General features: G+C 58.7%; 20 protein-coding genes. 14 read left to right on the top strand and 6 right to left on the bottom strand.

Annotated elements, in window-relative coordinates; translation table 11 throughout:
* Positions 1 to 135 precede the first annotated feature (135 nt).
* The 6 genes from HNP46_RS02290 to HNP46_RS02315 all read right to left on the bottom strand — a co-directional run bounded on the left by HNP46_RS02290 (position 136) and on the right by HNP46_RS02315 (position 4,652).
* Positions 136 to 1,185, bottom strand: coding sequence for a hypothetical protein (locus HNP46_RS02290; protein WP_184585892.1), 1,050 nt, complete (start codon positions 1,183 to 1,185; stop codon positions 136 to 138).
* 175 nt (positions 1,186 to 1,360) lie between these two features.
* Positions 1,361 to 1,906, bottom strand: a complete 546-nt coding sequence (locus HNP46_RS02295; RefSeq protein ID WP_184585893.1) for a hypothetical protein — start codon at positions 1,904 to 1,906, stop codon at positions 1,361 to 1,363.
* Complete coding sequence (locus HNP46_RS02300) at positions 1,903 to 2,403, bottom strand: hypothetical protein (protein WP_184585894.1); 501 nt, start codon at positions 2,401 to 2,403, stop codon at positions 1,903 to 1,905. Before HNP46_RS02300 ends, HNP46_RS02295 begins: the two co-directional genes overlap by 4 nt.
* A 16-nt stretch (positions 2,404 to 2,419) precedes the next feature.
* Positions 2,420 to 2,920, bottom strand: a complete 501-nt coding sequence (locus HNP46_RS02305) for a hypothetical protein (protein ID WP_184585895.1) — start codon at positions 2,918 to 2,920, stop codon at positions 2,420 to 2,422.
* Between the two features lie 97 nt (positions 2,921 to 3,017).
* Entirely contained in the window at positions 3,018 to 3,488 is a 471-nt protein-coding gene (locus tag HNP46_RS02310; protein ID WP_184585896.1) for a hypothetical protein, read from the bottom strand.
* Between the two features lie 117 nt (positions 3,489 to 3,605).
* Positions 3,606 to 4,652 (bottom strand): hypothetical protein, encoded by a 1,047-nt coding sequence (locus tag HNP46_RS02315; RefSeq protein WP_184585897.1) that lies wholly within the window; start codon positions 4,650 to 4,652, stop codon positions 3,606 to 3,608.
* Positions 4,653 to 4,786: 134 nt separating this feature from the next.
* Between HNP46_RS02315 and HNP46_RS02320 the strand changes: the two genes are divergently transcribed.
* From HNP46_RS02320 to HNP46_RS02385, 14 genes are all read left to right on the top strand, one after another.
* A complete protein-coding gene (locus HNP46_RS02320) occupies positions 4,787 to 6,655 on the top strand; it encodes a hypothetical protein (protein ID WP_184585898.1) in 1,869 nt (622 codons plus the stop codon).
* A 135-nt stretch (positions 6,656 to 6,790) separates the two neighbouring features.
* Positions 6,791 to 8,575, top strand: coding sequence for a hypothetical protein (locus tag HNP46_RS02325; protein WP_184585899.1), 1,785 nt, complete (start codon positions 6,791 to 6,793; stop codon positions 8,573 to 8,575).
* Positions 8,572 to 9,072, top strand: coding sequence for a hypothetical protein (locus HNP46_RS02330; protein ID WP_184585900.1), 501 nt, complete (start codon positions 8,572 to 8,574; stop codon positions 9,070 to 9,072). Before HNP46_RS02325 ends, HNP46_RS02330 begins: the two co-directional genes overlap by 4 nt.
* Positions 9,057 to 11,300, top strand: coding sequence for a hypothetical protein (locus HNP46_RS02335; protein WP_184585901.1), 2,244 nt, complete (start codon positions 9,057 to 9,059; stop codon positions 11,298 to 11,300). Before HNP46_RS02330 ends, HNP46_RS02335 begins: the two co-directional genes overlap by 16 nt.
* A complete protein-coding gene (locus HNP46_RS02340; RefSeq protein WP_184585902.1) occupies positions 11,297 to 12,931 on the top strand; it encodes a hypothetical protein in 1,635 nt (544 codons plus the stop codon). The genes HNP46_RS02335 and HNP46_RS02340 overlap by 4 nt, the downstream gene beginning before the upstream one ends.
* Before the next feature lie 135 nt (positions 12,932 to 13,066).
* Positions 13,067 to 13,585: a hypothetical protein gene (locus HNP46_RS02345; protein WP_184585903.1), complete on the top strand. Its 519-nt coding sequence runs from the start codon at positions 13,067 to 13,069 to the stop codon at positions 13,583 to 13,585.
* Between the two features lie 34 nt (positions 13,586 to 13,619).
* Positions 13,620 to 14,015, top strand: coding sequence for a hypothetical protein (locus HNP46_RS02350; protein WP_184585996.1), 396 nt, complete (start codon positions 13,620 to 13,622; stop codon positions 14,013 to 14,015).
* Positions 14,016 to 14,086: 71 nt separating this feature from the next.
* Complete coding sequence (locus HNP46_RS02355) at positions 14,087 to 14,338, top strand: hypothetical protein (protein WP_184585904.1); 252 nt, start codon at positions 14,087 to 14,089, stop codon at positions 14,336 to 14,338.
* Between the two features lie 114 nt (positions 14,339 to 14,452).
* On the top strand, positions 14,453 to 16,087 hold the full coding sequence (locus HNP46_RS02360; RefSeq protein WP_184585905.1) for a hypothetical protein: 1,635 nt from the start codon (positions 14,453 to 14,455) through the stop codon (positions 16,085 to 16,087).
* A 5-nt stretch (positions 16,088 to 16,092) separates the two neighbouring features.
* A complete protein-coding gene (locus tag HNP46_RS02365; RefSeq protein ID WP_184585906.1) occupies positions 16,093 to 17,679 on the top strand; it encodes a hypothetical protein in 1,587 nt (528 codons plus the stop codon).
* Between the two features lie 3 nt (positions 17,680 to 17,682).
* On the top strand, positions 17,683 to 19,209 hold the full coding sequence (locus HNP46_RS02370; RefSeq protein WP_184585907.1) for a hypothetical protein: 1,527 nt from the start codon (positions 17,683 to 17,685) through the stop codon (positions 19,207 to 19,209).
* 3 nt (positions 19,210 to 19,212) lie between these two features.
* Positions 19,213 to 20,982: a hypothetical protein gene (locus HNP46_RS02375; protein ID WP_184585908.1), complete on the top strand. Its 1,770-nt coding sequence runs from the start codon at positions 19,213 to 19,215 to the stop codon at positions 20,980 to 20,982.
* Positions 20,983 to 21,049: 67 nt separating this feature from the next.
* The gene (locus HNP46_RS02380) at positions 21,050 to 21,256 is read left to right on the top strand and encodes a type II toxin-antitoxin system VapB family antitoxin (RefSeq protein WP_184585909.1); all 207 of its coding nucleotides are present in this window, start codon (positions 21,050 to 21,052) and stop codon (positions 21,254 to 21,256) included.
* Positions 21,253 to 21,621: a VapC toxin family PIN domain ribonuclease gene (locus HNP46_RS02385; RefSeq protein WP_184585910.1), complete on the top strand. Its 369-nt coding sequence runs from the start codon at positions 21,253 to 21,255 to the stop codon at positions 21,619 to 21,621. The genes HNP46_RS02380 and HNP46_RS02385 overlap by 4 nt, the downstream gene beginning before the upstream one ends.
* Positions 21,622 to 21,624: the final 3 nt, after the last annotated feature.

Genomic DNA, 21,624 nt, shown 5'->3' on the forward strand with positions numbered 1-21,624 from the left:
AACAGAGCTAGTGAAATGCAGGTATTTAGAGGGTTTGCTGAGTATGGATCATACCCAAAATGCATTTTCGGGAGACGCGCTCAGAAAGCATTTTGGGCATCCGGAATTCTTCCGAGCCGGCCTCCATTCCGGAGATCAGATTTCCTCAGGACGGAACCACTGCAAATGCCCGGTCAGCGTGCTCACGCCACTGTAATCCGGCATCTCGGGTGTGCCCTTGAGCGAGAGCAGCAGTGAGAGTTCGTCCGGTTCCTGGGGCTGCTGGCCCAGGCTGGCGTAGCTCCAGACCTGCAGGAAGGCTTTGGCCTGGGCCGGATCGGTGGTGATCCAGGAATCGTCATCGGTTTTGGCTGCGTTGAAGTCCTTGAGGGACATGCAGAACACCGGCAGCTCCGGGTGATCCAGGCCAATGTGCTCGGCGAGGCCGGAGGCGCCAGCCCAGGAGATGCGAGGCTGCATCGAAGGCTTCAGTTCGATAGAGACCATCACGGTGCGCTTGACCGGCGAGGACAGCAGCGGCCAGGCCTTCGCCAGCACCTCTTCTTTGTCCCCAACGAACGAGTATTCGGGGTTGTAGGGGCGGTCGTCGAGCTTTTGCAGGACGCCGGCAGCCACCAGCTCGTCAGTGGCCTTGTTGATCGCAGGCCGGCTGTAATCCAGGCCGCACAGAAGATCGCGCTGGGTCATGCGGGTCTTCAGGCCGGGGAAATCTTCTTTCGGCTTCACGTAGAGGTTGGCCAGGAGTACGGCCTGCGCAGCAGGAGTGAGGGCTTTGACCTTCTCCGGTGCCTCCCGGCGCTTGCGTGCCTCGTCGACCATCGCCAGCATCATCTCGGGGATGAAGTAGTGCCGGCCAGGCTCGATGAAGTTGACGTTCTGCTCCAGCAGGTTCCGGCGCTGCGCCGGCCGAATACCCGAGCAACCGAACACAGCGATGCGACCGACTTTCTTGGAGATCACGTCCAGGTCAGCCTTCAGCTCCATCACGGTCGGAGTGACATTGCGCTCGGTCAGCACCAGGATCAATTGCACCTTCTCCTTGGAGGGGAGGGTGACGTCCATCCAGTGGAAGTTGAACTTTTCGTTGATCGAGTCGGGGATATCGAGGTCTTTTGCGATAGCAACCTCGGCCTTCAGGCCAAGCTGTTCGCTGTATTCACGGATGGCGGCGCGCTCAACAAGCATCACACAGTCCTTTGAGGTGTAAAGTGCAGACGGACAATGTAAAGCACTATAGATTTGGTGTCAAACTGCAACCATGGTGGTTGGCGTGCTTTTTTGGCGAAAATGCAGGGCCCATAAACGACGAGGCGGCCCTAAGGCCGCCTGCGATGGTGCTGGGATTATTCTTCGCAGCCGATCATGGAGTCACCTCCGGTTTGGCGCTGTAGGGGTTCATCTTCATCATGCTGCCGTCCTCCAGAGCGATGGTGCGGCTGGGCGTGAAGGTCATGACGGTGCCGTTGAGCAGGGTGACCGATTTGGGCTTATCCCACTGCATGTGCCAGGTCGAGCTGGGGATTGGCTTGCGCTCACGCGCCCCGGTGTCGGTGTAGCAGCGATCCTGCTCCAGCTCGGCGCCCAGCTGGGTCACTAGCCAGCTCTCGGTGTCGACCATCAGGTCAACGCCTTCCGGGGTGTCCTTCATGAGCTGCAGGGCCATTGTCAGCCCGTCCGGGACGGATTCGAACTGGTAGTTGCCAGCGGCCGGCGGCGCGACGTGCTTGCACTCCACGGGCGGCATGGTGATGGTGGTCAGGTACGGCGCACCGTCCTTGATCATCATCTTCTGCTCGGAAGCGAAATTCTGCGGCCCGGTGACCTTCACGGACAGTGCGAAGGTGCTGGCAGCCTGGGCGGTGAAGGGGAGCAGGCCGGCAAAGAGCACGGCGAGGATGAGCTTCATTTGGCTTCTCCGAGCTGCTTGAGGGTGACGATCACCAGCTGGCCGTCAGGCATCTTGAATGCCTTTGATTTCCCCAGCTTGAGGATTGTGTGGGCAGTAAGGCTCTGTGTTGTTGCTTCGCCGACAACCACGCTGCATCCAGGAGCAACATCCGCGATCACCTGATCTTTTCCACCTGTGGTCTCAAAGGTGAGAACTGAATCAAGCCCGCCGTCTACTTTTCGCACCGGGAGGAAGTTGATGGAGTATCCAGACCTGGCTTTGGTTTCGAGCTCCTGCGTTGTCTTCAGGAGCTCGTCCCACTGAAGGCATTGCGCACTCTTGGTTTCCATCTGTTGGTAGGGTGAGATTAGCCCGATAAAGGTGTGCACCTCTGGGGAGGAGCCGCTCTCGAACTCGAACTTCACCGCGACCTTGTCCTGCTCTGGGGCCTTTTCGACGTCGGCGAGTGCCGGCGCTGTGGCAAGCGCCAGTAACAAGGGAATGAGCTTTTTCATGTTGTCTTCCTGGTGATCAGTTGGATGGGGTGGGTTCTGGGGCCGGAGCGCGAGTGACGGATACCGTTATCTCCTCACCGTCCTCCAGGATGAACAACCTGGGCTGGCCCCACTTCATGCGGGCGTTGACGGTCAGTCCCTGGGCCGTTTGCGGGCCGGTGTACACCTCGCAGTCTTCCGCCAGGGCGACCTGCTTGAGGTTCTCGGCGTTGTGCGTCTCGAAGGTCATCAGCGTCTTCACGCCGTCGTCCGAGGCCTCCAAGGGCAGCACCAGGACATGGGTGCCGGTCTTTGCCGGGAACTGCACGGTGGTGCTCAGACCGGTGCCGGCGTCGATCAGCGAGCACTTGTTGTCTCGCTTCTCCCACAGGTCGGTATACGGCGCCGGCTGCTTGAGGCGGGTTTCCAGGATGATGTCGGGCTTGTAGCCGAACTTCACCTTGTACGTGAGGATATCGTCGGCCAGGGCAGGGAATGACGCCACCGCTGCCAGGAGGGCGGGCAAAGCTATGCGCATGGGGAGGCCTGTGTCGTGTTGGCGAACTGGCCGATTCTCCCAGAGTCCGGGGCTCAGGAGAACGCCCGGAAATCTCTTTTAGGTAGAAATTGCAGGATCATGGTTTGGCCGGCTTGCTGGCCACCACCTGCACCTTGTAACCGCCCATCTCGATCTGCTCAGGAACACCCCACTTGAGAAGGTGAGGGTCGACCTTGCTGTTGAACTGCTGCTGGCCGGCGACGTAAGTGCAGGAAACGTCGCCAGCCTTGGCCGGGATGGTCTGGGCCTTGATGACGGACACCGCCAGGCCGGTCACGATACCGACGTCGGTGATTTGCGCAGCGTACACGGCCAGGGCCAGTCCGTCCGGTACGGGCTCTGCTTTCTTCGACGCCTGCTCCTGGCCACAGATCATCTGGGGCACTGGGAGCTGCAGCAGTTCGACCATCTGGGTGTCGGCGCGCTGCTCGACGACCAGGGTCTTGGCGATGTCGCCGGTCTTCAGGGTGACAAAGGCTTTCGGGCTATCGCCCAGGGCGGAAGAGCTGACGGCAAGCGCCAGCAGCGAGACGATCAGGCTGCGCATGGTAGAGGGCACATGTGATTAAGACACCATTATCCTCCCAGATGGGAGGATGCATGAGAAGAGGGCACCCCGTTTTGCTTGCAAATGAAAACGGGGCTCAAAGGCCCCGTTTCACCATCAGCCCAGGCTGGGGCCGGTATCTGCTTTGTAGCGCTTGTTTTCCCCGCGAATGGCTTCGCGGATGTCTTCGTCAGTCAGACTTTCGAGTCTCTCGAACAGGTCGGCGTTGCGTTTACGGAAGTGCTGAATGAACTCCCCGAGCTCTTTACCCTGGTAGCCGGTAACCTCAGCCACAACGTTCCCGTTGAACTTGGAGGCCATGGCCTTATTTCGGTGATACTCCTCGTAGGCGGCCTTGTATTCCTTCTCGGCGGCAGGGAATTTGGCAAAGACTTCCGGAAGGTACACCAACTTGTCTTCGTTCCACTGGAACTCGGGGACTTGGCCCTTGTGCTCGTCCAGCCAGGTCAGAAACGCGGTGTAGACCGGGCGCTTTTTGTCCCTGACGCGAGCGGTATGGTTCCGGTTCTCAAGGGCGTAGATCTGCGGGTCGAACTTGGGTGTGCTGGTTGCGAATTCGTAGATGTCCTGGAGGGTGTCGAAGCCCTCGTTATAGCGCTTGGGGTCATAACCCAGCAGCTCAATGGCCTGGTTGAAATCTCGGGTGATCACCACCTCTTTGAAGAGGTGGGTCTTGTCCCGGATTGGCAGCCTCAGTGCGTCGTGTCCGAGCACAAGGCCCATCTTGTGGGCAATGCGGCCCATCAGGTTGCCGAGATCGTTCCAGGCGAAGTAGCCCCTGGTGAAATCGAACTCGTGTGCCGGGCTGCTGATCAGGTCAACCTGGAGGTAACCTTCGTCCAAAGGCAGGCCGATACTCAGGCATGGGCCGTTCTTGTGGTAGGGGAGTTTCTGACCAACCGCAGCTTCGAACGCAGACAAGATCTCTTCGGTTGGGTAGGTTGCGAACAGCTTCCGGTCTACCAGTACGTCAAGATCACCGAAGTCCTTCTTGGCTCGGTAAGCTCGCACCATCTCGTGGCGGTAGGGCGGTTCAGCACCGGCCAGGGAGCCGATCACGCGGCTCACGATTTCATACTGCTTGCTGGCCTCGTCTTTCGAGACTCTTCGTGCGCCAAACTCGGCTAGTGCATTCCCGCCCATGTGAACTCCCTACTCTTCGGTCTTGATAGTCCAGTCTATCCGAGCGGCGAATATCTTTGCCACCGCATTGACCCTTCATCACGGTAAGCCTCCAACAATACACTGGGAAAAGTGATTACCCCGGAGGTTAAGCCGTGAGCGATGGCGTATTCCAGAACACCGTGCTTGAGGCCCGCCAGAGTAAAGGGCGCGGTCGGCACGAGGTGGATGGTTGGGAGCTGAAGTCCGTCTTGTCCTTGAAAGACGCTGATCTTGCCAGTGCCTTTGCACGAGCGGCCCTGGTTGGTGACGTGGAGCTGGCCAAGATCCTCTGGGAGCGCCGAGGGCCTTTCAAGGCAGAAATCAGAGTGCTGCCCGGCGAGCCCACCAGGTTCGAAATCCTCGGTGAAGAGGGGGCCAGGCCACTGGCTACTCGCGGAACTAACTACATCAGCGAGAAGAAGGATCAGTACCTGGCGATGTTGAGCTGCGCCTCAGATGCTGAGGAGCTGTTCAGCCTGATCCTGAAGTCTGGCCTCCTGGGGGAGGGCAACATCGACAATGCTGCCTCGTTGTTGTTCGACGCCGACGGCATCTCCGAGGCAACCCAGCGCTTCAGTGCTCTTGGCCCTCAGTTCACTGAGGAAGAGCTGCCGTTCCTGCGCAATGGCGTGCTGGAAAACCCGGAGGCGGCCATTGCCATGGCGGAGCTCCAGGAGAGTCGTACCTTCATGCGTGCCTACGAGCACATGCTCTGCTGGGCAACGCCGGACATGATCGACGACTTCCCCAATCACCTGCGACCGTACAGCGTTTCCCTCGAGCTGGACTACAAGCTCGCCAGGGCCCTGGTCGATGAGCCGACTCAGTCCGGAGACTATGTGACCGAGAGAGTTTCAGAGCCCCTCGAAGTGTTCAGGCAGGGGGCTGCGCGGTTGCTGCGTAGCATCAAGGGTCTGGAGGATGGAAAGTCTCTGATGATCTGGCACAGCTTCGTGCCCGAAACGCTCAGGTGCAACGTGTCTCCCCAGGACAAGAATTCCCTTGTGGATGACCTGGTTCTGGCCGCCCAGGCCTCCAGGGCCATTCGCTGCGGCTTCGGGATTCACCAAGGGAGGGTGCTTTGTGCCACGAGTCCAGAGTTCCTCACCAGCTTCGTCAGTGCTGCGCCCCGCGAGTCGAGACTTGAAGCGATGCGCCAGCGGTTGGCCAACTACTTCCCGCTGGGCATCATCCACATGGAGTACGCATTCGGCCCGGAGAGTTCACTCTGGCTGATCCCGCGCCACAGAGATCATTTCTCAGGAAACTATTTGATCCGAACGGCCGGTAAATGCGCTGATTTTCAGCGCAGGATTCAGCAGTACTTGCCCGACTTGTTGATCGAGCGCCTTGCCCGTGAGGCTTATGGTCTACAACGTAGTTCACTGACGTTCCATCCCTCTGAATTCCAAACTTTGGCCGATGTCGGTCTGGGGCATCTACCTGTTCGTGCGGAGCTCACAGCGGTGCAGGTCGAAGAGATGGCCAAACGGGGGGTAAAGATCCCAGCAGGGTCGAAAATCACCGTCGAATACCCTCATCAAAACTGGAAGCTTCCGGGGTTGGCGCGTGATTTCTACGCCAAGGTTGCCTCGCTGGGTGGGGAAGGCGGCTTCATTCTCAATGGCGTGAACACAGGGGCACCCAATGAGGAGCACATCGGGGCGCTCAGACGTATCAAGGATGTCCTCTGCAGCAAGGATCAGGCTATCCAGATCAGAGCGGCCCTGTTGCTTCAGAGACTGCCGGAGGAGCTTCTTCCGGCGCTCAGAAAGCCAACGGACTGGGTACTTGCAGGCAAGCTCTTCGGCGATGAACGGATCGTCCCGCTGTTGGAGCGCGAGTATCTACCCAAGATTCGTACTTCGTCCGAGTGGAACGTGATGATCAAATGGCTGGGCCATGACCCACTGGTGCCGTACATGCACAACGCACCTGATTCCACGATGACGCAGCAGATGAGTGAAGTCCTGGAGCTGTAGCGCTTCGCCGGACAACCTCCGCAGTACCAGGGCGTGCAATTGGGCAGAAAAGGAAGCAGATCTGCCCGGTTTCGCTTCATTCCTTGCCGGCTCAGCCAATACACTGGGGAGAGATATGCCCCGGAGGTGATTTGCGTGAATGCCAGTGAGTTTTCCCGTCAGGTGCAGCAAGAGCGTGCGCGTTACGGCCGTGGCCGAATCGGTGTGCGTGAAGACGACATATTCTGCATTGATCGTGTGATCGCAGAAGATCTTCCGTACATTTTCGCTCGAGCCGTTATGTACGGTGATGAGGAGCTTGCTCGTGTGATCTGGGGCAGGCGTGGCCCTTTCAAGGCGGTCATTCAGATTCCTCCGGGGCCCTACACCAGGTACGAGATCGTCGGTGAGGAGAAGACTGTTCCGCTGGACACAGCAGGATTCAATCTCGGGAAGGGAATAGGGCACTACCTCTCAATGCTGGGCACTGCCGACCAGGCGGATTCGTTGTTTAGCCTCATGCTGGAGTCAGGCCTCCTGGGCGAAAGTGACGGGGGTGATGCGCTATCACTCCTACTCGAACCGGACAGAATCAGCGAAACATCGATCCACTTCGTGAAATCCGGGCCGGCTTGCGTGGAAGAAGAAATACCTTTCCTTCGCGGGGGAGTCTTGGAAGCGCCAGAGCTGGCAATCGCTATCGGTGAACTCATCGATTCTCGCGCCTTCAAGCGCGCCTACGAGCAGACTATCTGCTGGGCAACTCCGGACATGGTGGAGCTTTTCCCTAACCACCTTCGTCCCTTCAAGGCGGTTCAGAAGATGTCCTACAACCAGATGGAGCGAAACGACAGCACTCCCAATAGCGAAGAGGATCGTTTGAGGGATGCCAGAATACAGCCACTTGATGAGTTCACAGCGCAGAACCTTTGGCGTGTTCGCTCCAATTCCAGCTCGGTGTCTGTTGAATCGAGTAACGAAGCGGAGTGGCCTTTGACTGTCCGCAGTCTCAATGTCTCGGTTCTGCCTTCGAACAGGCTGAATGTCGAAGACGGCATGCTCCTCGCCATGCAGGCATCACTTGCTGTGCGAAGAGGGTTTGGCTTCACGGGGGGTAAGGTGCTCTGTGCTGTATCGGCCGAGTTCCTGAATAGCTTCCCAAGCACTAAGCCCAGCGAAGGTAAGCTCGACGCTATGCGTGGGAAACTCAAGCAATACTTCCCGCTTTGCCTGGTGCACCAGCATTACGGTCAGGCAAGGGCGGTCAGTGCTCTGCTCATGCCAATCAGCAATGAGTCGTATCTGGGTCGGAACCTTGCGTCTGATAGCGCCAAAAGTCCTGATTTCGCAGCCAGACTCAGGCGTTACCTTCCTGCCAAGCTGCTTGGAACCTTCATTGAAAATAGCTTCAACGGGGAGGGTGAGCACAACAGAATGCTGCCCCTGCATTTTGAAGGGTTGAGGGAGCTTGGATTCGCAGATCAGCCTGTGAAAGCCAAGATCGATTATGAGGATCTGGAGGCCATGGAACTCAAGGGAATCATGATTGCTGCAGGCTCAAGTATCTGCGGCGTGAAAATTCCAGCTGAAGTGAACAGTGAGCTTGGAGCTGATACTGCCAGACATGCTTTCTACAGCCGCATTCTTTCGATTTCTGCTGGCCCAATCACGCTGAACAACGTGCCTTCGGATAAGCCGGTCAGGGATGTCTTGAAGGAGCTTAAGAAGTTCTCGCTGAAGCCGGGCCAGACGGACAGTGTCTGTGTTCATATAGCACTGCTGAAACACCGTGGAGTTGACGCTCTTGTTAAGGATCTGAAGACGTCAGCCGACTGGAAAGTCATGTTCAAGGTGTTCAGTCACGAAGCCATGCGCGACTACATGCACCTGGCTCCGAATGAGGTCATGACCAGGGAAATGTCCGGAGTGTTGGAGCTATGATTATTGTTGGGGAACTTGATGTTCAAGCTGTTGCAGGGGATGCGATATCGATAATGGTGGGAGGACGCCCCATTACTCTGCGGAAGCAGGCTGGGAACTCCTTGGATGCACTTCAGCAGCTTGATGGTGATGATGTTGTTCTCGGCATTCACTCCACCGCTCGTAGCAGTGACTTGGTGGGAATTTATGGTGACCGAGGCTTTTTCCTGCCGAAAGTCTGGGTTCACCTGCTGATCTCAGTTGTAACCATCGTCACCTTGGTGGTCAGCAGCTATCTGGCGAAGGAGTTGAGCAGGCTGATTCTGCCCCATGTCACGCTATTTCACTTCATGGGCCATAGCTTCAGCTGGGAGAGTATCCTTGACGCTGTGCTTATTGCCGCAACCTGGAAGTTCTATAGCGACGGATTATTTTTCCGTTTGTTTACGGAGTGGAAGCGTGTCGCCACGGCTTATCGTTTGAAGCAGAGATTTAGGCGGACATGGAACTACAGTTGAATAAGTTAGAGAAAGTTGAACACTTCAGCCGTTGGTTCGGCGCCAGCAAGGTGGTCGATGTACTTGGCGGGCCGCTGGTCGTCTATCACGGCACCGACAGGCACGTTCCGTCGTTTAACCCGGAGATGATCGGGAAGAACTACGTCAGCTCCAAGGCGTTCTACTTCATCGAGACCCCGGAAGCAGCTGCCGTTTATGCCTACAGCATGACCGACGCTAGCGGGCCTCAACCGCCAATTGCAGGCATATTCGTTGGATCACCGGGCGATGCCGGCAGAGGAGGGGCCAATACCGTCCCGGTCTACCTCTCGCTCCAGAATCCCCTGATCGTGACGGCGCAGGGCACCTTCTCACCGGATCAGTGGCTGGACAGACACCAGGAGGTCATCTTTGCCCGTGCGCGCCGTGATGGGCATGACGGGATCATCGTGAACCCAGGCTCTGGCTTCCAGTACCGAGGGAGGGTGTTTGTTGCGTTCAAACCAGGACAGATCGTCAGCGCCATCGCGTATCCCCATGACCTGGTGAAGGACGTCAGGGCCGTCCAGACTGTTACGCCAGGCCAACCCCTGCTGGAGTCGATTTCCATGACCCTGGAAGCACCTGAACTGAAGGCTGAGAAGTCCGCGAACCTGATCCGCCTGCTGCTCCAGGGCCTCACTGATGAAGCGCGCAAGGTGTTTGAAGACCTGGGGCCAACTGACATGCAGATCCAGCGCCTGCACGATGGCTTCACCGTCACGGTGGGTGGGGTGACCAGGCCTATCGACCTGAGCAAGACGTTTGGGACTCTGCTTTCGAGCATTGCCAATGCAAAGGCCGGGAATGAGTGGTTCCAGCTGGTTGTCGAAGCTGGGCTTGCTGCTCCCAACGATTTCGACTCTCCCTTCTTCGAGATCCTGTGCACCTACAAGACCGAGAACGTGAAGTCGATGCCGATACACTTCAGAGGCCGATTCGACTCGGAGGTCTATCCCGAGCTGAGTAACGGCCATGTCCGTAACTCCGCCCTTGTGCTGGCCTTTGATGAGAAGCGCCAGGAGTCATGCAACGAGGCTTTCCGTCACGTTCTGTGCTGGGCGTCGCAGCGCCATGTCGAAGAGTTCCCAGGTGTCCTGACACCCTACAAGCCGAGCCTGGGTATCTCCATCAAGCACGCCAAAAGGCCGGTCGACTTTGCGGCAAGAAGTCAGAACCTGAAGCTCGGGCGTTTCACCAGCCAGGAAGCCCTGGATATCATCGACGCACTGGCCCAGCCGGGGGAAACCCTGGGGCAAGACGACTTGCAGGTGACGCACATCCACACGGGTCTCCACAACGTGAACGGTCAAATCTGCGGTGGGCTAGATAACGCTCTCCTGGCCGCCTATGCGCCACCCGCTGTACAACACGGCCTGGCCTCTACCCCTGATCGCGTTCTGTGCCGTACAACGACCGATTTCCTGATGAACTTCCCGATGTCACCCGTGACTGAAGATGAGTTGGGGCATATGCGTCGTCAGGTTGCGCAGGTGTTCCCGCTTCGCCTGATGATGACCGAGTCGAAATTCAGCAAGCACTGGCAGCACCATGCTCCTTCGATGTCCACCTTCATGATGCCGCCCATCGATCTGCTGAAGACCATCTCTATGGACAACACGGCCAGGGCGCTGGCACACCAGGCTCTTCCGATGAAGCTGCTCCGCCACTGCACGCTGTATCGCAAGGACACCCAGCATTCGGATAGGCTGGAATGGTACGAGATGCGCTATTACAGCGAGTCGCTTGGGCTCAAGCCTGAGGAGTTTCTGACGAAGCGGGTATTCGTCAGCACTGCAGTCCTGGATCGTATGGCCGCTGAAGGTGTTCGATTCCCTGCCGGATTCCAGATCCACACTGACAACGACGACACGATGATGCTCAGGCACAGGGTTCGCCACTGCGACCTCATCTTCTCGATGCTGGACGGGCCGGCAGTGATCGATGGCGTGGATACCGAGATGCCTTACAGCAAGCTACTCTCGCGCCTTGCTGTGGTTTTCAAGAAAAAGGGCAAGCCAACCGAGTCGCTGATCCTGATGAGGCTCGGCAACAAGAAGACCGTGGATGAGGCCGTGACATTCTGCAAGACAGCGAACCAGTGGACTGCGTGTTTCAAGCTCTTCGGTGACGATGCCATGGTGCCGTACATGGACATCGCCAGTGAGGCTGCCCTTACCGGTCGTGCTATGGACGTGCTGGGCATATGACGATTGCGCAGACTGGCGTGCAGAGCGTTCGGTTCATGGCGGCAGACAGCATGCTGCGCTGTTTGCTGGCAGGTGTTGTTACTCAGGGGGAGGGGCACTGGAAGGATCTGACCCCATCCAAGCTCAAGCTAGAGCTTGTCGACGGGAGTTACTTCCTGGAGTTCGAGGGTGAGCGTCATTCCTTCAGTGCCCAGAGCGTATGGCACCCCCAGACATCACGATTTGATGGGGTCTCTCACTGCAATCGCTGGTACAAGCTGATCCACGATGCCGGCCTAGACGAGGCTGGAGACTTCAGCTCGCCATTCTTTGAGCTGCTGAGGGACGAGCAGGTACAGCCCATCAATGGCCTTCCGTTGCACTTCAGAGAGCCGATCCCGGCCTCTAACCTGCCGGACTTCGATGGGGATCATGTCCGCCATCCGGAGCTGCTGATCGCGCTGCGCAAGGGCCTCGAGAAGCACCAGAACAAGGCCTACCGGCATGTGCTGTGCTGGGCCTCTCCGATGCAGGTCGCCTTGTACCCGCAGGGCCTGATTCCCTTCGAGTCCAGGCCGCGCCTGATCGTGTCGGAGGAGGCTGAAAAATGCGTCGTCGATCTTGGTTACCTGGATGAGCCAAGGGCGCGCCAAGCCGTCGCGTGCCTGCGTACCGCTACAGACCCTGGAGCCGGGCCGGGGCAGGATGTTGTCCGCCTGGAGTTCGATATCACTGCCGGCGGCGATGTCATGCAGCTCCTGGACAGAGAGCTTCTGGTTGCGATGGGCTCAACATGCACCAAGCTCGGCCTGGCGGCGGCACCTGATCGTGTTCTGTGCCGCACTAGCATCGACTTCCTGGAGGGCTTCTCCATGGAGCCTCCCGATGCCGAAGTGGTCGGATCGATGGAGACTCTCCTCGGCAAGTATTTCCCGATGGGCCTCATGCTGGCTGAGCCGGACAGGTTCGGGGATTTCCGCAAGACCGAATCGAAGGGATTCACCATCACCTCGTATGCGCCGGGCCTGCTCCGGATCATCTCCAGGGAGCCTGAAGCCATGGCGCACGCGAGCAGATACCTGCCGCGCCAGCTGCTTCAGCACTGCGTCGTGACCAAGCGCCACGAGGAAGCCGACCGAAGGCTCACGCTGCAAGAGTTTTCGCTCTGGAGAGACCTCCTGGGCGTTCCGGACGCAGTCTTCGAGGGAAAGACCCTTTTCATCAGCAGGGAGGCGGCGCGTACTGAGCTGTTCGCGAAAACTGATCTGCTGCCTGGGATGAACATCTACACCAAGACCGGCACGATTGATACGGCCGAGGCGCGCCGGGATCACTACAGAGTCATCCTGGACAAGATGAAGCCCAACATCGTGCTCTTTGACGACGTCGACATCAGGATGCCCCTGGGCAAAGTCATGACGACGTTGGCCTCGTTCTACGAGCGAAAGAGCTCTGCCCGTGGAAACAAGATGATCTTGATGGAGGCGCTTCTACTGCACGCTGGGCCGGCTGAGGCTGTGAAGTTCGTGCGCACTGCGAAACAAGGGAGTGCCCTGCTGCAGCTCATGGGCGGGGTGGCCTTGGGGCCGTACATGCACATGCTCCCGGACGAGATCGCAACCAAGGGTGCAGTGATGGAACTCGACCTCTGATGAAGGGGTAATTGTCCGCAAAAAGGGCGGGTAGGGCGTTGCCAGTTCGGCTTGATGTATCTACAATGTAGATACATAGCGAATGGCAGCCCCGGCCGCCGGCCGCACTCCATGCATCAGGTGCAGGAAAACCGCATGAGCTGGATCAAAACCACCGAGCGTCTACCGGCCACCGGCCAGGAGATGCGCTGTCGCCTCAAGCACTGGAACTCAGACAAGATCGTCGAGGAGCGCCTGGTCAAAGTCGAAGAAGACGACTGCGCCTGGCGCACTGCCGATGATAAGTCCGAGATCAGCTACAACTGGAACGTGATCGAGTGGGAAGACACCTCCGATCAAGCCATCAGCCATACAGGGATGCCAGGCATGAACCTCTCTTCGCGCAATCTGACCTTCGACGCTCTGCAAGACGCCTATGTCGCAGTGCTCCAGGGAAACCCCGGCAAGGCTCTCAAGCTGGCGGGCGGTGGCGCTGTCTTCCTGCGTGATGGCAACATCTACGCCGTCACCCTGAGCGATGCCGGCGAAGTGGAGCACGAATCCGCTGGTTGCATCAGCCCGCTGGCGTGGGATGATGAGCGTGGTTGCTGGGACGACGAGACCCCGGAGTCCACAGTCGCCGACGTCAACGCCCCCGTATTCATCGAACTCTGACCGCCAGCGCGGTCGTCAGCAGAAGGGAACGCACATGGAAGGCCACCGCATCATTCGCAGTCTGACCGACGATCACATGGTCTACCCCGGCCACCCACTGGTGGTCGCCACGGTGATCATGACCCTCTACCCGGACTTCCAGTCGGCTAACAAGCGCACCGAGCTCAATTTCTCGGAGGCCTTGGGCGACAACCGAGTGCCGGGAGCTGGCTGCCACGTCAACGCGGCCATGAACCTGCTGAAGAAGGGCTCCGATGGCGAATCCATTGACGCCATGGTCGAGTACGGCAACTGGTACTGGGTTGAAGGCCAGGCGGGCGGGCACACCAAGAATGTCGCTGCTGGCGTAGCGCAAGCTGCTCAGATCGAGCCCAAGTTCCGTGAACTGGCTGCCACCTGGTTCGCCCCTCCTGCGGCTAAGAGTGCCTGAAGGCCTCTGGCGCCGACAAACTCCGCCGGGCAGCCCGTTGCTGCCCGGCCAAAACCCTCATCGAGGTAACCATGCTGCTCGCATCAACCTCCGGCGACATGAGTATCGTCACCCTGATTCGAGACCTCCCCAAGTCCTGGGTCATACAGCGGGACGGCAGAGAGCTGCGCATCAGCAAGTCCGACCCCAAACGCCGCGTCTTCGAGAAGAGCTCCGAGGCAATGGCCTGGGCCGGCGGTGACCCCGTTGTGGTCGCAAGCTACGCCGAAGAGGAGCGCCAGCGAGAGGCTGACCTCGCCAAGTTGGAGGCTGCGGGCGCCTGAAGCTGCATCAGTTCTAGCGCTCTGCGTCCTTTTTCGGGATATTGCTCCCCCTCTACACTGTAGGGGCGGGGGCTTCGCTGCTGATCCCTCGCCTGAATGCCCAGGGGGAAAGCGGTGGCGCAGTCCAGAGATAACGACAGGCAGGATCACTCCAGCAAGACAGCGCAAGTCGCTTATGAGCTGGTTGTAGCCCTCATCGGTGGGAATGTGGCGCAGGCAGAGAGCCTGGCTCACGACCACCCGAATGTGCGTCCGCGCATCGTCCAGAAAGGCGAAGTCTTCTACCTCGAAACTCTGAATCAGTCCCGGCAGATTTCCGTATCTGGCGCTCCCAATGGTGCCCTTGCCAGCCTGAAAGACGGGCCAGACGGCTTCCGCTGGCACAAACTGCTCCAGGAGCTTGGCCTTTACGGCCCGAAGGGCTACCGCTCGCCGTTCTTCGAGATGATGAACGCGAAATCTTCTCCACGGCTGCCGCGCTTCGACTCCGGGCAGTCCGGCAGCTGGTCGCACGCCGATCTACCTCATCTCACCAAGGGCGTTGTCGAGAAGCCGGCGCTGGCTCAGGCGCTCTATCAGCTGTCCGAAGACAAGCAGTGCGATGCCCTGGATCACATGCTTTGCTGGGCCTCTCCTGCCATGATCGAGGCCTTCCCGGACATGCTTCATCCCTTCGAGCAGCTCCAGGCACTGGCGGTGGAGGTGCAGAGTTTCAACGAGAGCGGGGTGCGCTCGCTGGCCAGCGATTTCTACCCGCCGATCCGGAGCGTGCCGGCGCACGTCATGACTGGTCTGGGCGGGGAGTCCCCGGCGTATCGCCTGGGAAATCTTCGCCTGGGCCTTCGCATCCCAGGGCGCGACTCCGCGCAGCTTGATGAAGCGCTGCTGAAGCAATTCGCCGGCCCTACGGTTTCCTACGGGTTTGGGTTTGCTGGTGACCGGGTGCTTTGTCGCACCACGGCATCGTTCCTCATGGGCTTCGAACAAGCTCCGGTTCGAGATGAAGTCGTCGACCTCGCGTTGAGCAAGTTGGCCAACTACTTCCCGCTCTCGGTCATGAACGCTTTGACCGACCAGGCCGTAGGCCGAGCCAATAATCTGATCCGGGACAAAGCCGATTGGATGGGTGTGCGCGAGCTGTTCAAGAAGATGGCCAGCGATGATGTCCTGCGGGACTTCTGCTTCACGGAGCTGCCCTTCGAGGTGCTGGAGCATTACGCCCAGCAGCGCAGAAGCACTCACCACCTCTACACCGTCGGCGAAATGCTCCTGCTTGAGGACGAGTTTGGACTCAAATTCGACCGTTTCGAGTGCACAGTGACCTTGGCCGACATCGAGATGCTTAAGCGGGAAGGGCGCAAGCTGCTTTCTGGCATCGCTGTTCATCCAAGCCTCGAAATCGACAGGAAAGACCCAGGCCCCCAGGTCAAGCTGAAGGCTCTGAAGGACATCTACGACCTGGCCGAGGGTTCCATCAGCGTGCTCGGGATTTCGAGCGAGGATCGCCCCGGCCTGGTGCTGACTGAGACCTGCAAGGCGAGGAAGAAGAGCAAGTCCAGTGACCGCTCCCTGGTGTGCATCGCCTGGATGCTGAACAAAGGCGTGGAAACGCTGGTTCCGGCCGCGCGTGGCAAGCTGCAGTGGGATGCCCTGTTCGACGTTTTCGGCGCAGAGAAGATGAGGCCCTACATGCAGGAAGCCCCGGACGCTGCGATGACGCAGCAGATGATGAACGTGATGGACATCTAGCCGACATGAGCGCACTCGAAACGGCGGCTTCAATCCTGCACAACCTGGTCGTAGGACGCCCCAAGGATCTGGACTCGCTCATTGACGATATCGGATCGCCCAAACTGATGCTCTCAAGGCACGGCGGTGATGGCGTGCCAGTGCAGTATCGTTGCAGTCTTGCTGGGGAATCGACTGAGATCGCTTTACCCCTACCAGCGCATGTCGGTCTCGCGCTCCTCAAAACTGCCGAAGATGGCCGTCTTTGGCTTGATTGCCTAAGTAAGCTTGGCCTCTACGATAGTGGTTCGTTTGATCCGTTGTTCCTCGATCTACTCCTGAGCTGCGTGAAAGAAGGGACACTGAAGCGATTCTCTGCCGTCTGCACCGGCTGGAACCTCGAGGACGTCCCTTTGCTGTCAAAAGGGGTGCTGTCTGGCGGGTACCTGGCTGTAGCGCTGACCGAGCACGCTACGAAGCACGGTTTCGATGAAGCGGAGTACATGCTGTGTTGGGCCAGTGACGAGATGATCGCCGGCTTCCCCGGAGAGCTGTTCCCCTTCGAACGGGACTTCCGCTATTCACCGAGCAAAGGCGGATGGCTAACCTGTAGCCAGCCACGAAGCTGCTACCCACTCGAAGAGATCCAATCTAGCGAGGTCGGCCGGGAGTATGGCCACGTGCTCTGCTCGCTGAAGCGGCACGCGGTCAATCCACGACTTGGGCACGAGCTGTTACAGATGTTTGGCTGTGAGCCTCTGAACATGGGCTTCGGAAACCCGCCTGGGGCACAGCTCTGCTACGCCAAGGCGTCCTTCCTCACATCTTTTGAGCTGAGGGCATTTGACGAAAAGATGCTGGAATTAGCGCGCTGTAGGTTTGAGAACTACTTCCCTTTGGGCGTGATGATTGCACTCCAGGAGGCACAGCAATTGAAACTCGAGGCAGTGCCGGAGCGGACGGCCGATTGGATGTTCCCGAAGAGCTTCATCGACAAGATCGCTGGCACACCAGCCCTTTCAGAGCCCGCCCAGCGCACCCTTGGGCTTGATGTGCTCCGCTTTATCGGCAGGCTCGCAATCAAAGAGTCAATGGGCTCCACGTCACCGCTCGATGTTTACGGGGTTCGCTACCTCCGAGACACTCTCGGACTGGACGTCTCTGAGATGCAGATGCAGGTGCCACGCTACCTGTTCACACCTCCAATGTCAGATAACCCAGAACTGCCGGCGGTGAGAGACATCGTTCTCGATTGTGGGTACGCGCGGTCGGGCTCCGACCTGGATGAGCGCAAGGCTAACTTCCGGGAGATCTTCAACCGGATGGTGGGCACTCCGAAGATTGAAGGGATGCTGCTATCGCGAGACCCGGCGCTGCTCTTGAGTGGCTACTTCAAGTACGTGAAGAAGAGCCCTGCTTACGAGAACATCCCCTTGGCGATGGCCTGCTGGATGGAGCACCTGGGCGCCGACTTGATGGTGGATGGCGCCACCAAGCGCCGGCACTGGGACTTCCTGTTCGAGCTGTTCGGCGATGACGCCATGCGCGAGCACATGCACCGGGCGCCGGACGCGACCATGACGAACCGCATGCTGCAGACCCTGGATTTTTGACCTATGGCTTGGGATCGAGACTACCTGACCCTGGTAACGGCACTCGTCCTTGGCGAGATCAAGGCCATTGAGGATCACGTCGAGGGGTTGGCGCGCCAGCCGTCATCTCATCCGGTCATCGAACTTATCAAGCGCGCTTCTCCGGCCGGGCGCGAGCCGATGTACCTTGTGCGGGCACAAGGGAGCAAGAAGAAGTTCGACTGCACGCATCTCTATGGCCTGGGTCTGAGCCAGCTTGAGGACGAAAAGGACGCCGCTGCCTGGCTCGATTACTTGTCGTGTCTCGGCCTATATCGGAACGGGAAGTTTGACCCTGCCTTCAATGAGTTACTGGCCCTGACGACTAAGCAAACCCGGATCGCTAAGGTGAGCGGATGGGCAGGGGAGTTTGGACGCAAATCCCTGCCGTTCCTGACCAAAGGGGAGCTGCGCAATCCGTCCCTGGCCATCGCCCTGGTTGAGCAGCAGTCGCTGCACTGGGCGGAGGCCGCCGACTACCTGTTGTGCTGGGCTTCTGATGAGATGATCTCCGCGCATCCTGATGATCTGCACCCATACGGCCCCAGGCGTCTGATCAGCAATTCGTCAAATGATCAGGATGTACTGCTGGCGTTGCAGATGCAGGGCCACAAGCGGCACCTGGCCAAGGCCGTTCTGGATGCGTTCGGGGATGTTCCGATCAGGGCAGGGCTTGGCTTCCCGGCCGGCGCTCGCCTCTGCTACACCAAAGCTTCCTTCCTGACGTCGTTCCAGTGCGAGCCGGTTTGCCTTGATCTGCTGGCGCAGGTAAAGGCGCAGGCCTGCAGGTATTTCCCCATGGGCGTGCTCGCAGCGATGCAGCCAGACCACGAGATGAGGCGCATCAACGCGCCGACGGTGTTCAGCGGCTACCAAAGCGCCGGACGGTTCATTGCCAGCCTGGCCGAGCTTCCAGAGTACGAGGCCCTGGCGGTTGCAGAGGTCAAGGCTGATGACTTGTCGATGCTCGCGCGCAAGGTCGTCGAAATTTCCGCACACGGTGCTAGCGTGATCGGCCTGAAAGAGGCGCTGGTCTGTCAGCGCCTGGGTGCCGGCCACGTCGATATGCGCTACCAGATAACCGAAGCAGAAGTGGGTGAGTACCTTGCCGCCAGCAGGCCTCTGCTCGCTTGTTCTCGTGTCGACGTAAAGCTGGATGCCCCCGAGAAATTCGACACCCTGCAGAAGCGGATTGCCGTGTTCCAGGATATCCTGCGCCTGATTCATCCCGGAACTCACGTTGACGGCATTCGTGTCAGTGCAGATCCCAAGGCCGCTTTGTCGGAGTTCAGCAATTTCCTCAAAAAGAACACCACTTACGGGAACCCTAGCGCTCTGCACCAGGCCAACCTGCGCAACATCGGGGCGGAGAGCCTGGTACCGGTTGCCGATGGCAAAGCCGCTTGGGATGCCTTGTTTTTGACCTTCGGCGACGAAGGCATGCAGCCCTACCTTGACCAAGTACCTGACGCCACCGTGACCCAACGGATGGTTCTAACCCTGGATATCTGATCTATGGCTTCTTTCAGCTTCCCTAACAACCTGTACCAGCTGCTCTTCGAGCGTCACCGCGTACAAACTGCGGACTCTGCGGTAAGTGGGGATTTGTTTGATGAGATAATGGGCCTCGAGAAAGAATCAGTGCCAGGAGTATTCCTGTACTCGGTAATTGCCGGTGATTTACAGGTGGCGAAGGCTTGTTGGGATCTTCATGGCCCGTTCAAACTTAACGTGGTCGGTAGGGGAACTTGGCTTCAGATCATGAGAGGCGTAGAGGTTGTGGAAATCACTTTCCCACAGCCGCTTTTGATGGTCAGGAGCCCTGGTCATGTACTTGAGTTGCTGGAGCTACTGAAGCTGGCGCTGGATGGAGATGATCGCGGGGCTGCTCTGCTGCACCAGGTGCTGTTCGATGTCGATAATGGCCTCTCGGCCCGTGAACACCTTGTAGCTGGGATTCCAGACTGGAAGATTGATGATCTACCTGTGCTCAACGACGGCGCCATCGAGCGTCCGGAGTTGCTTCTCGGTCTGCAGCGCCTGGCTGCCACCCGCGCGCTGCCGGCCCTTTATGACCATGCGTTGGTCTGGGCAACGTCCAGGATGCTTGAGCAGCACCTGGAAATCCTGACCCCATTCGGATCGGATCTCATGGTCGAGTTCGAGCGCCGCGCGGTTGATGAGGCAGATCGGGCGCGAATGGGGGTGTCTGTCATGTTCTCAACCCAGCCGATGGGGAAGTACCTGGCCCAGTCTTTCCACCAGACCGACTTCATGAACCACACCTACACTGGCGGGCAGTGGCCGATAGACCCCAGCCGTCCGCTGCGCATCAAGAGGTTCTTCCTTGAAATGGCCGGCCTGGGTGACGGAATGGAGCTGCTGGATGCTCCGGTTGTAGAGGCGCTAGCGCCGAAAGCAGCAGCGATGGGGTTTGGTTTCAACTCAGGGATGCTGCTTTGCCGGGTTAAAGTCTCCGACTTGGCTGCTTTCCCCATGAATGAGCCGGAGCCGGCGCGCACCGCCCACATCGTCAAGGCCCTGGAGGGTTACTTCCCGCCGCATCTCGCGTGCAGCCTCTACGGTGCTACTGAGAAAGCGCACCGGGCTTTCGACCTTGCGAACGCATTCAAAGCCGTGCGCACGGAGCCTCGTGAACTGTTGAGCCTGATGGCTAGCAACCTGGACGTCGCCGAGGCTGCCATGAAGGAGCTGCCGGCTGAGTTCCTGGAGTTTGTTGTATCCGATGCCTACCGGCAGGAATCCAAATACCATGTCGATGCAAAAGAGACCCTCTTGATTGCCAAGCAACTGGGTCTGAGTCTCGACGGGTTGAAGTTCAAGCTCAGCGAGGCTGATGTCGACCTGCTGTTCAAGGCGGGCATCCGATTTTCGCCAGGAACCAGGATACAGCTGCTCTCGGTGGTGGCCACGCTAGGAAGGGAGTCCGGATTCCCAATGCTGCGCCAGGCCGGCGCACAGCTCTCGCAAATGGGAGAGAGCTCGCTTCTCGTCGGCGATGACGAGTTTATGCTGTCGAATGCCGACCTGGTGAAGACCCTCTCGAAGGCCAGGACTGAGCGGTCACTGCACACGAATAAGAACCTCTGCCTGGAGGGCATTGCCCAGCACCGAGGTATCGAGGCCTTGTTGCCTGATGTGCGCACCGCTACCAATTGGAAGATGATGTACCGGGTGTTCGGTGATGAACTCATGGCTCCCGTCATGCACCTGGCGCCGGAGTCTGTGCAGACGCAGCGCATGACGATGGCCTTTGAACTTTGATTCATGACACTTTGACATGATGCTGATTGTGATGTAGTCTTGCATCAAATTTGATGAGAGCTGCTTCATGCGCACCACAGTCACTGTCGAAGACGAACTCTTCAACACCGCCAAGGCCTTCCTGGGCGAAGAAATCCCAGCAGCAGACGTGTTCCGCGTCGCCTTGGAGACGTTCGTCCGGGTCGAGTCCGCCAAGCGTCTGGCGGCCTTAGGAGGCGTTGCACCGGATGCTGTGGATGTCCCGCGCCGTGTTCCTGGGAGCATTGCCCCGTGAGTGTCCTGGTCGATACCTCGGTATGGGCTGCTCACTTCAGGGAGCAGAACGACACCCTGGCTGTGCTGTTGACCTTCGATCAGGTGGTGACCCACCCGGTAGTGATTGGTGAGCTGGCCTGCATGGAGCTCCCGGATCGCAGCACTACGCTGTCTGACCTCAAGGCCTTGCGCCAAGCCAACCAGGCGACCCGCATCGAAGTCGAGCAGTTCATCCGGATACATGGGCTGGAAGGGAAGGGCTGTGACCTCAACGAGGTGACGCTGCTCTGCTCGACAATCCTGACCCCTGGTGCGGTCTACTGGACGCACAGAACACACCTTGCCGAGCTCGCGAAGAGCCTTGGCGTGTACTACCGGGCGTAAGCC

The sequence above is a fragment of the Pseudomonas nitroreducens genome, from assembly GCF_014204515.1.
Classification (GTDB): Bacteria; Pseudomonadota; Gammaproteobacteria; order Pseudomonadales; family Pseudomonadaceae; genus Pseudomonas; species Pseudomonas nitritireducens_A.

What these genes read in the sequence shown, in the direction of transcription:
- HNP46_RS02370 (WP_184585907.1), top strand. Translation starts at nt 17,683, where the DNA reads ATGGCTTGGGATCGAGACTACCTGACCCTGGTAACGGCACTCGTCCTT.
- HNP46_RS02355 (WP_184585904.1), top strand. Translation starts at nt 14,087, where the DNA reads ATGCTGCTCGCATCAACCTCCGGCGACATGAGTATCGTCACCCTGATT.
- HNP46_RS02300 (WP_184585894.1), bottom strand. Translation starts at nt 2,403, where the DNA reads ATGAAAAAGCTCATTCCCTTGTTACTGGCGCTTGCCACAGCGCCGGCA.
- HNP46_RS02380 (WP_184585909.1), top strand. Translation starts at nt 21,050, where the DNA reads ATGCGCACCACAGTCACTGTCGAAGACGAACTCTTCAACACCGCCAAG.
- HNP46_RS02335 (WP_184585901.1), top strand. Translation starts at nt 9,057, where the DNA reads ATGGAACTACAGTTGAATAAGTTAGAGAAAGTTGAACACTTCAGCCGT.
- HNP46_RS02345 (WP_184585903.1), top strand. Translation starts at nt 13,067, where the DNA reads ATGAGCTGGATCAAAACCACCGAGCGTCTACCGGCCACCGGCCAGGAG.
- HNP46_RS02310 (WP_184585896.1), bottom strand. Translation starts at nt 3,488, where the DNA reads ATGCGCAGCCTGATCGTCTCGCTGCTGGCGCTTGCCGTCAGCTCTTCC.
- HNP46_RS02340 (WP_184585902.1), top strand. Translation starts at nt 11,297, where the DNA reads ATGACGATTGCGCAGACTGGCGTGCAGAGCGTTCGGTTCATGGCGGCA.
- HNP46_RS02290 (WP_184585892.1), bottom strand. Translation starts at nt 1,185, where the DNA reads ATGCTTGTTGAGCGCGCCGCCATCCGTGAATACAGCGAACAGCTTGGC.
- HNP46_RS02330 (WP_184585900.1), top strand. Translation starts at nt 8,572, where the DNA reads ATGATTATTGTTGGGGAACTTGATGTTCAAGCTGTTGCAGGGGATGCG.
- HNP46_RS02365 (WP_184585906.1), top strand. Translation starts at nt 16,093, where the DNA reads ATGAGCGCACTCGAAACGGCGGCTTCAATCCTGCACAACCTGGTCGTA.
- HNP46_RS02315 (WP_184585897.1), bottom strand. Translation starts at nt 4,652, where the DNA reads ATGGGCGGGAATGCACTAGCCGAGTTTGGCGCACGAAGAGTCTCGAAA.
- HNP46_RS02375 (WP_184585908.1), top strand. Translation starts at nt 19,213, where the DNA reads ATGGCTTCTTTCAGCTTCCCTAACAACCTGTACCAGCTGCTCTTCGAG.
- HNP46_RS02305 (WP_184585895.1), bottom strand. Translation starts at nt 2,920, where the DNA reads ATGCGCATAGCTTTGCCCGCCCTCCTGGCAGCGGTGGCGTCATTCCCT.
- HNP46_RS02350 (WP_184585996.1), top strand. Translation starts at nt 13,620, where the DNA reads ATGGAAGGCCACCGCATCATTCGCAGTCTGACCGACGATCACATGGTC.
- HNP46_RS02295 (WP_184585893.1), bottom strand. Translation starts at nt 1,906, where the DNA reads ATGAAGCTCATCCTCGCCGTGCTCTTTGCCGGCCTGCTCCCCTTCACC.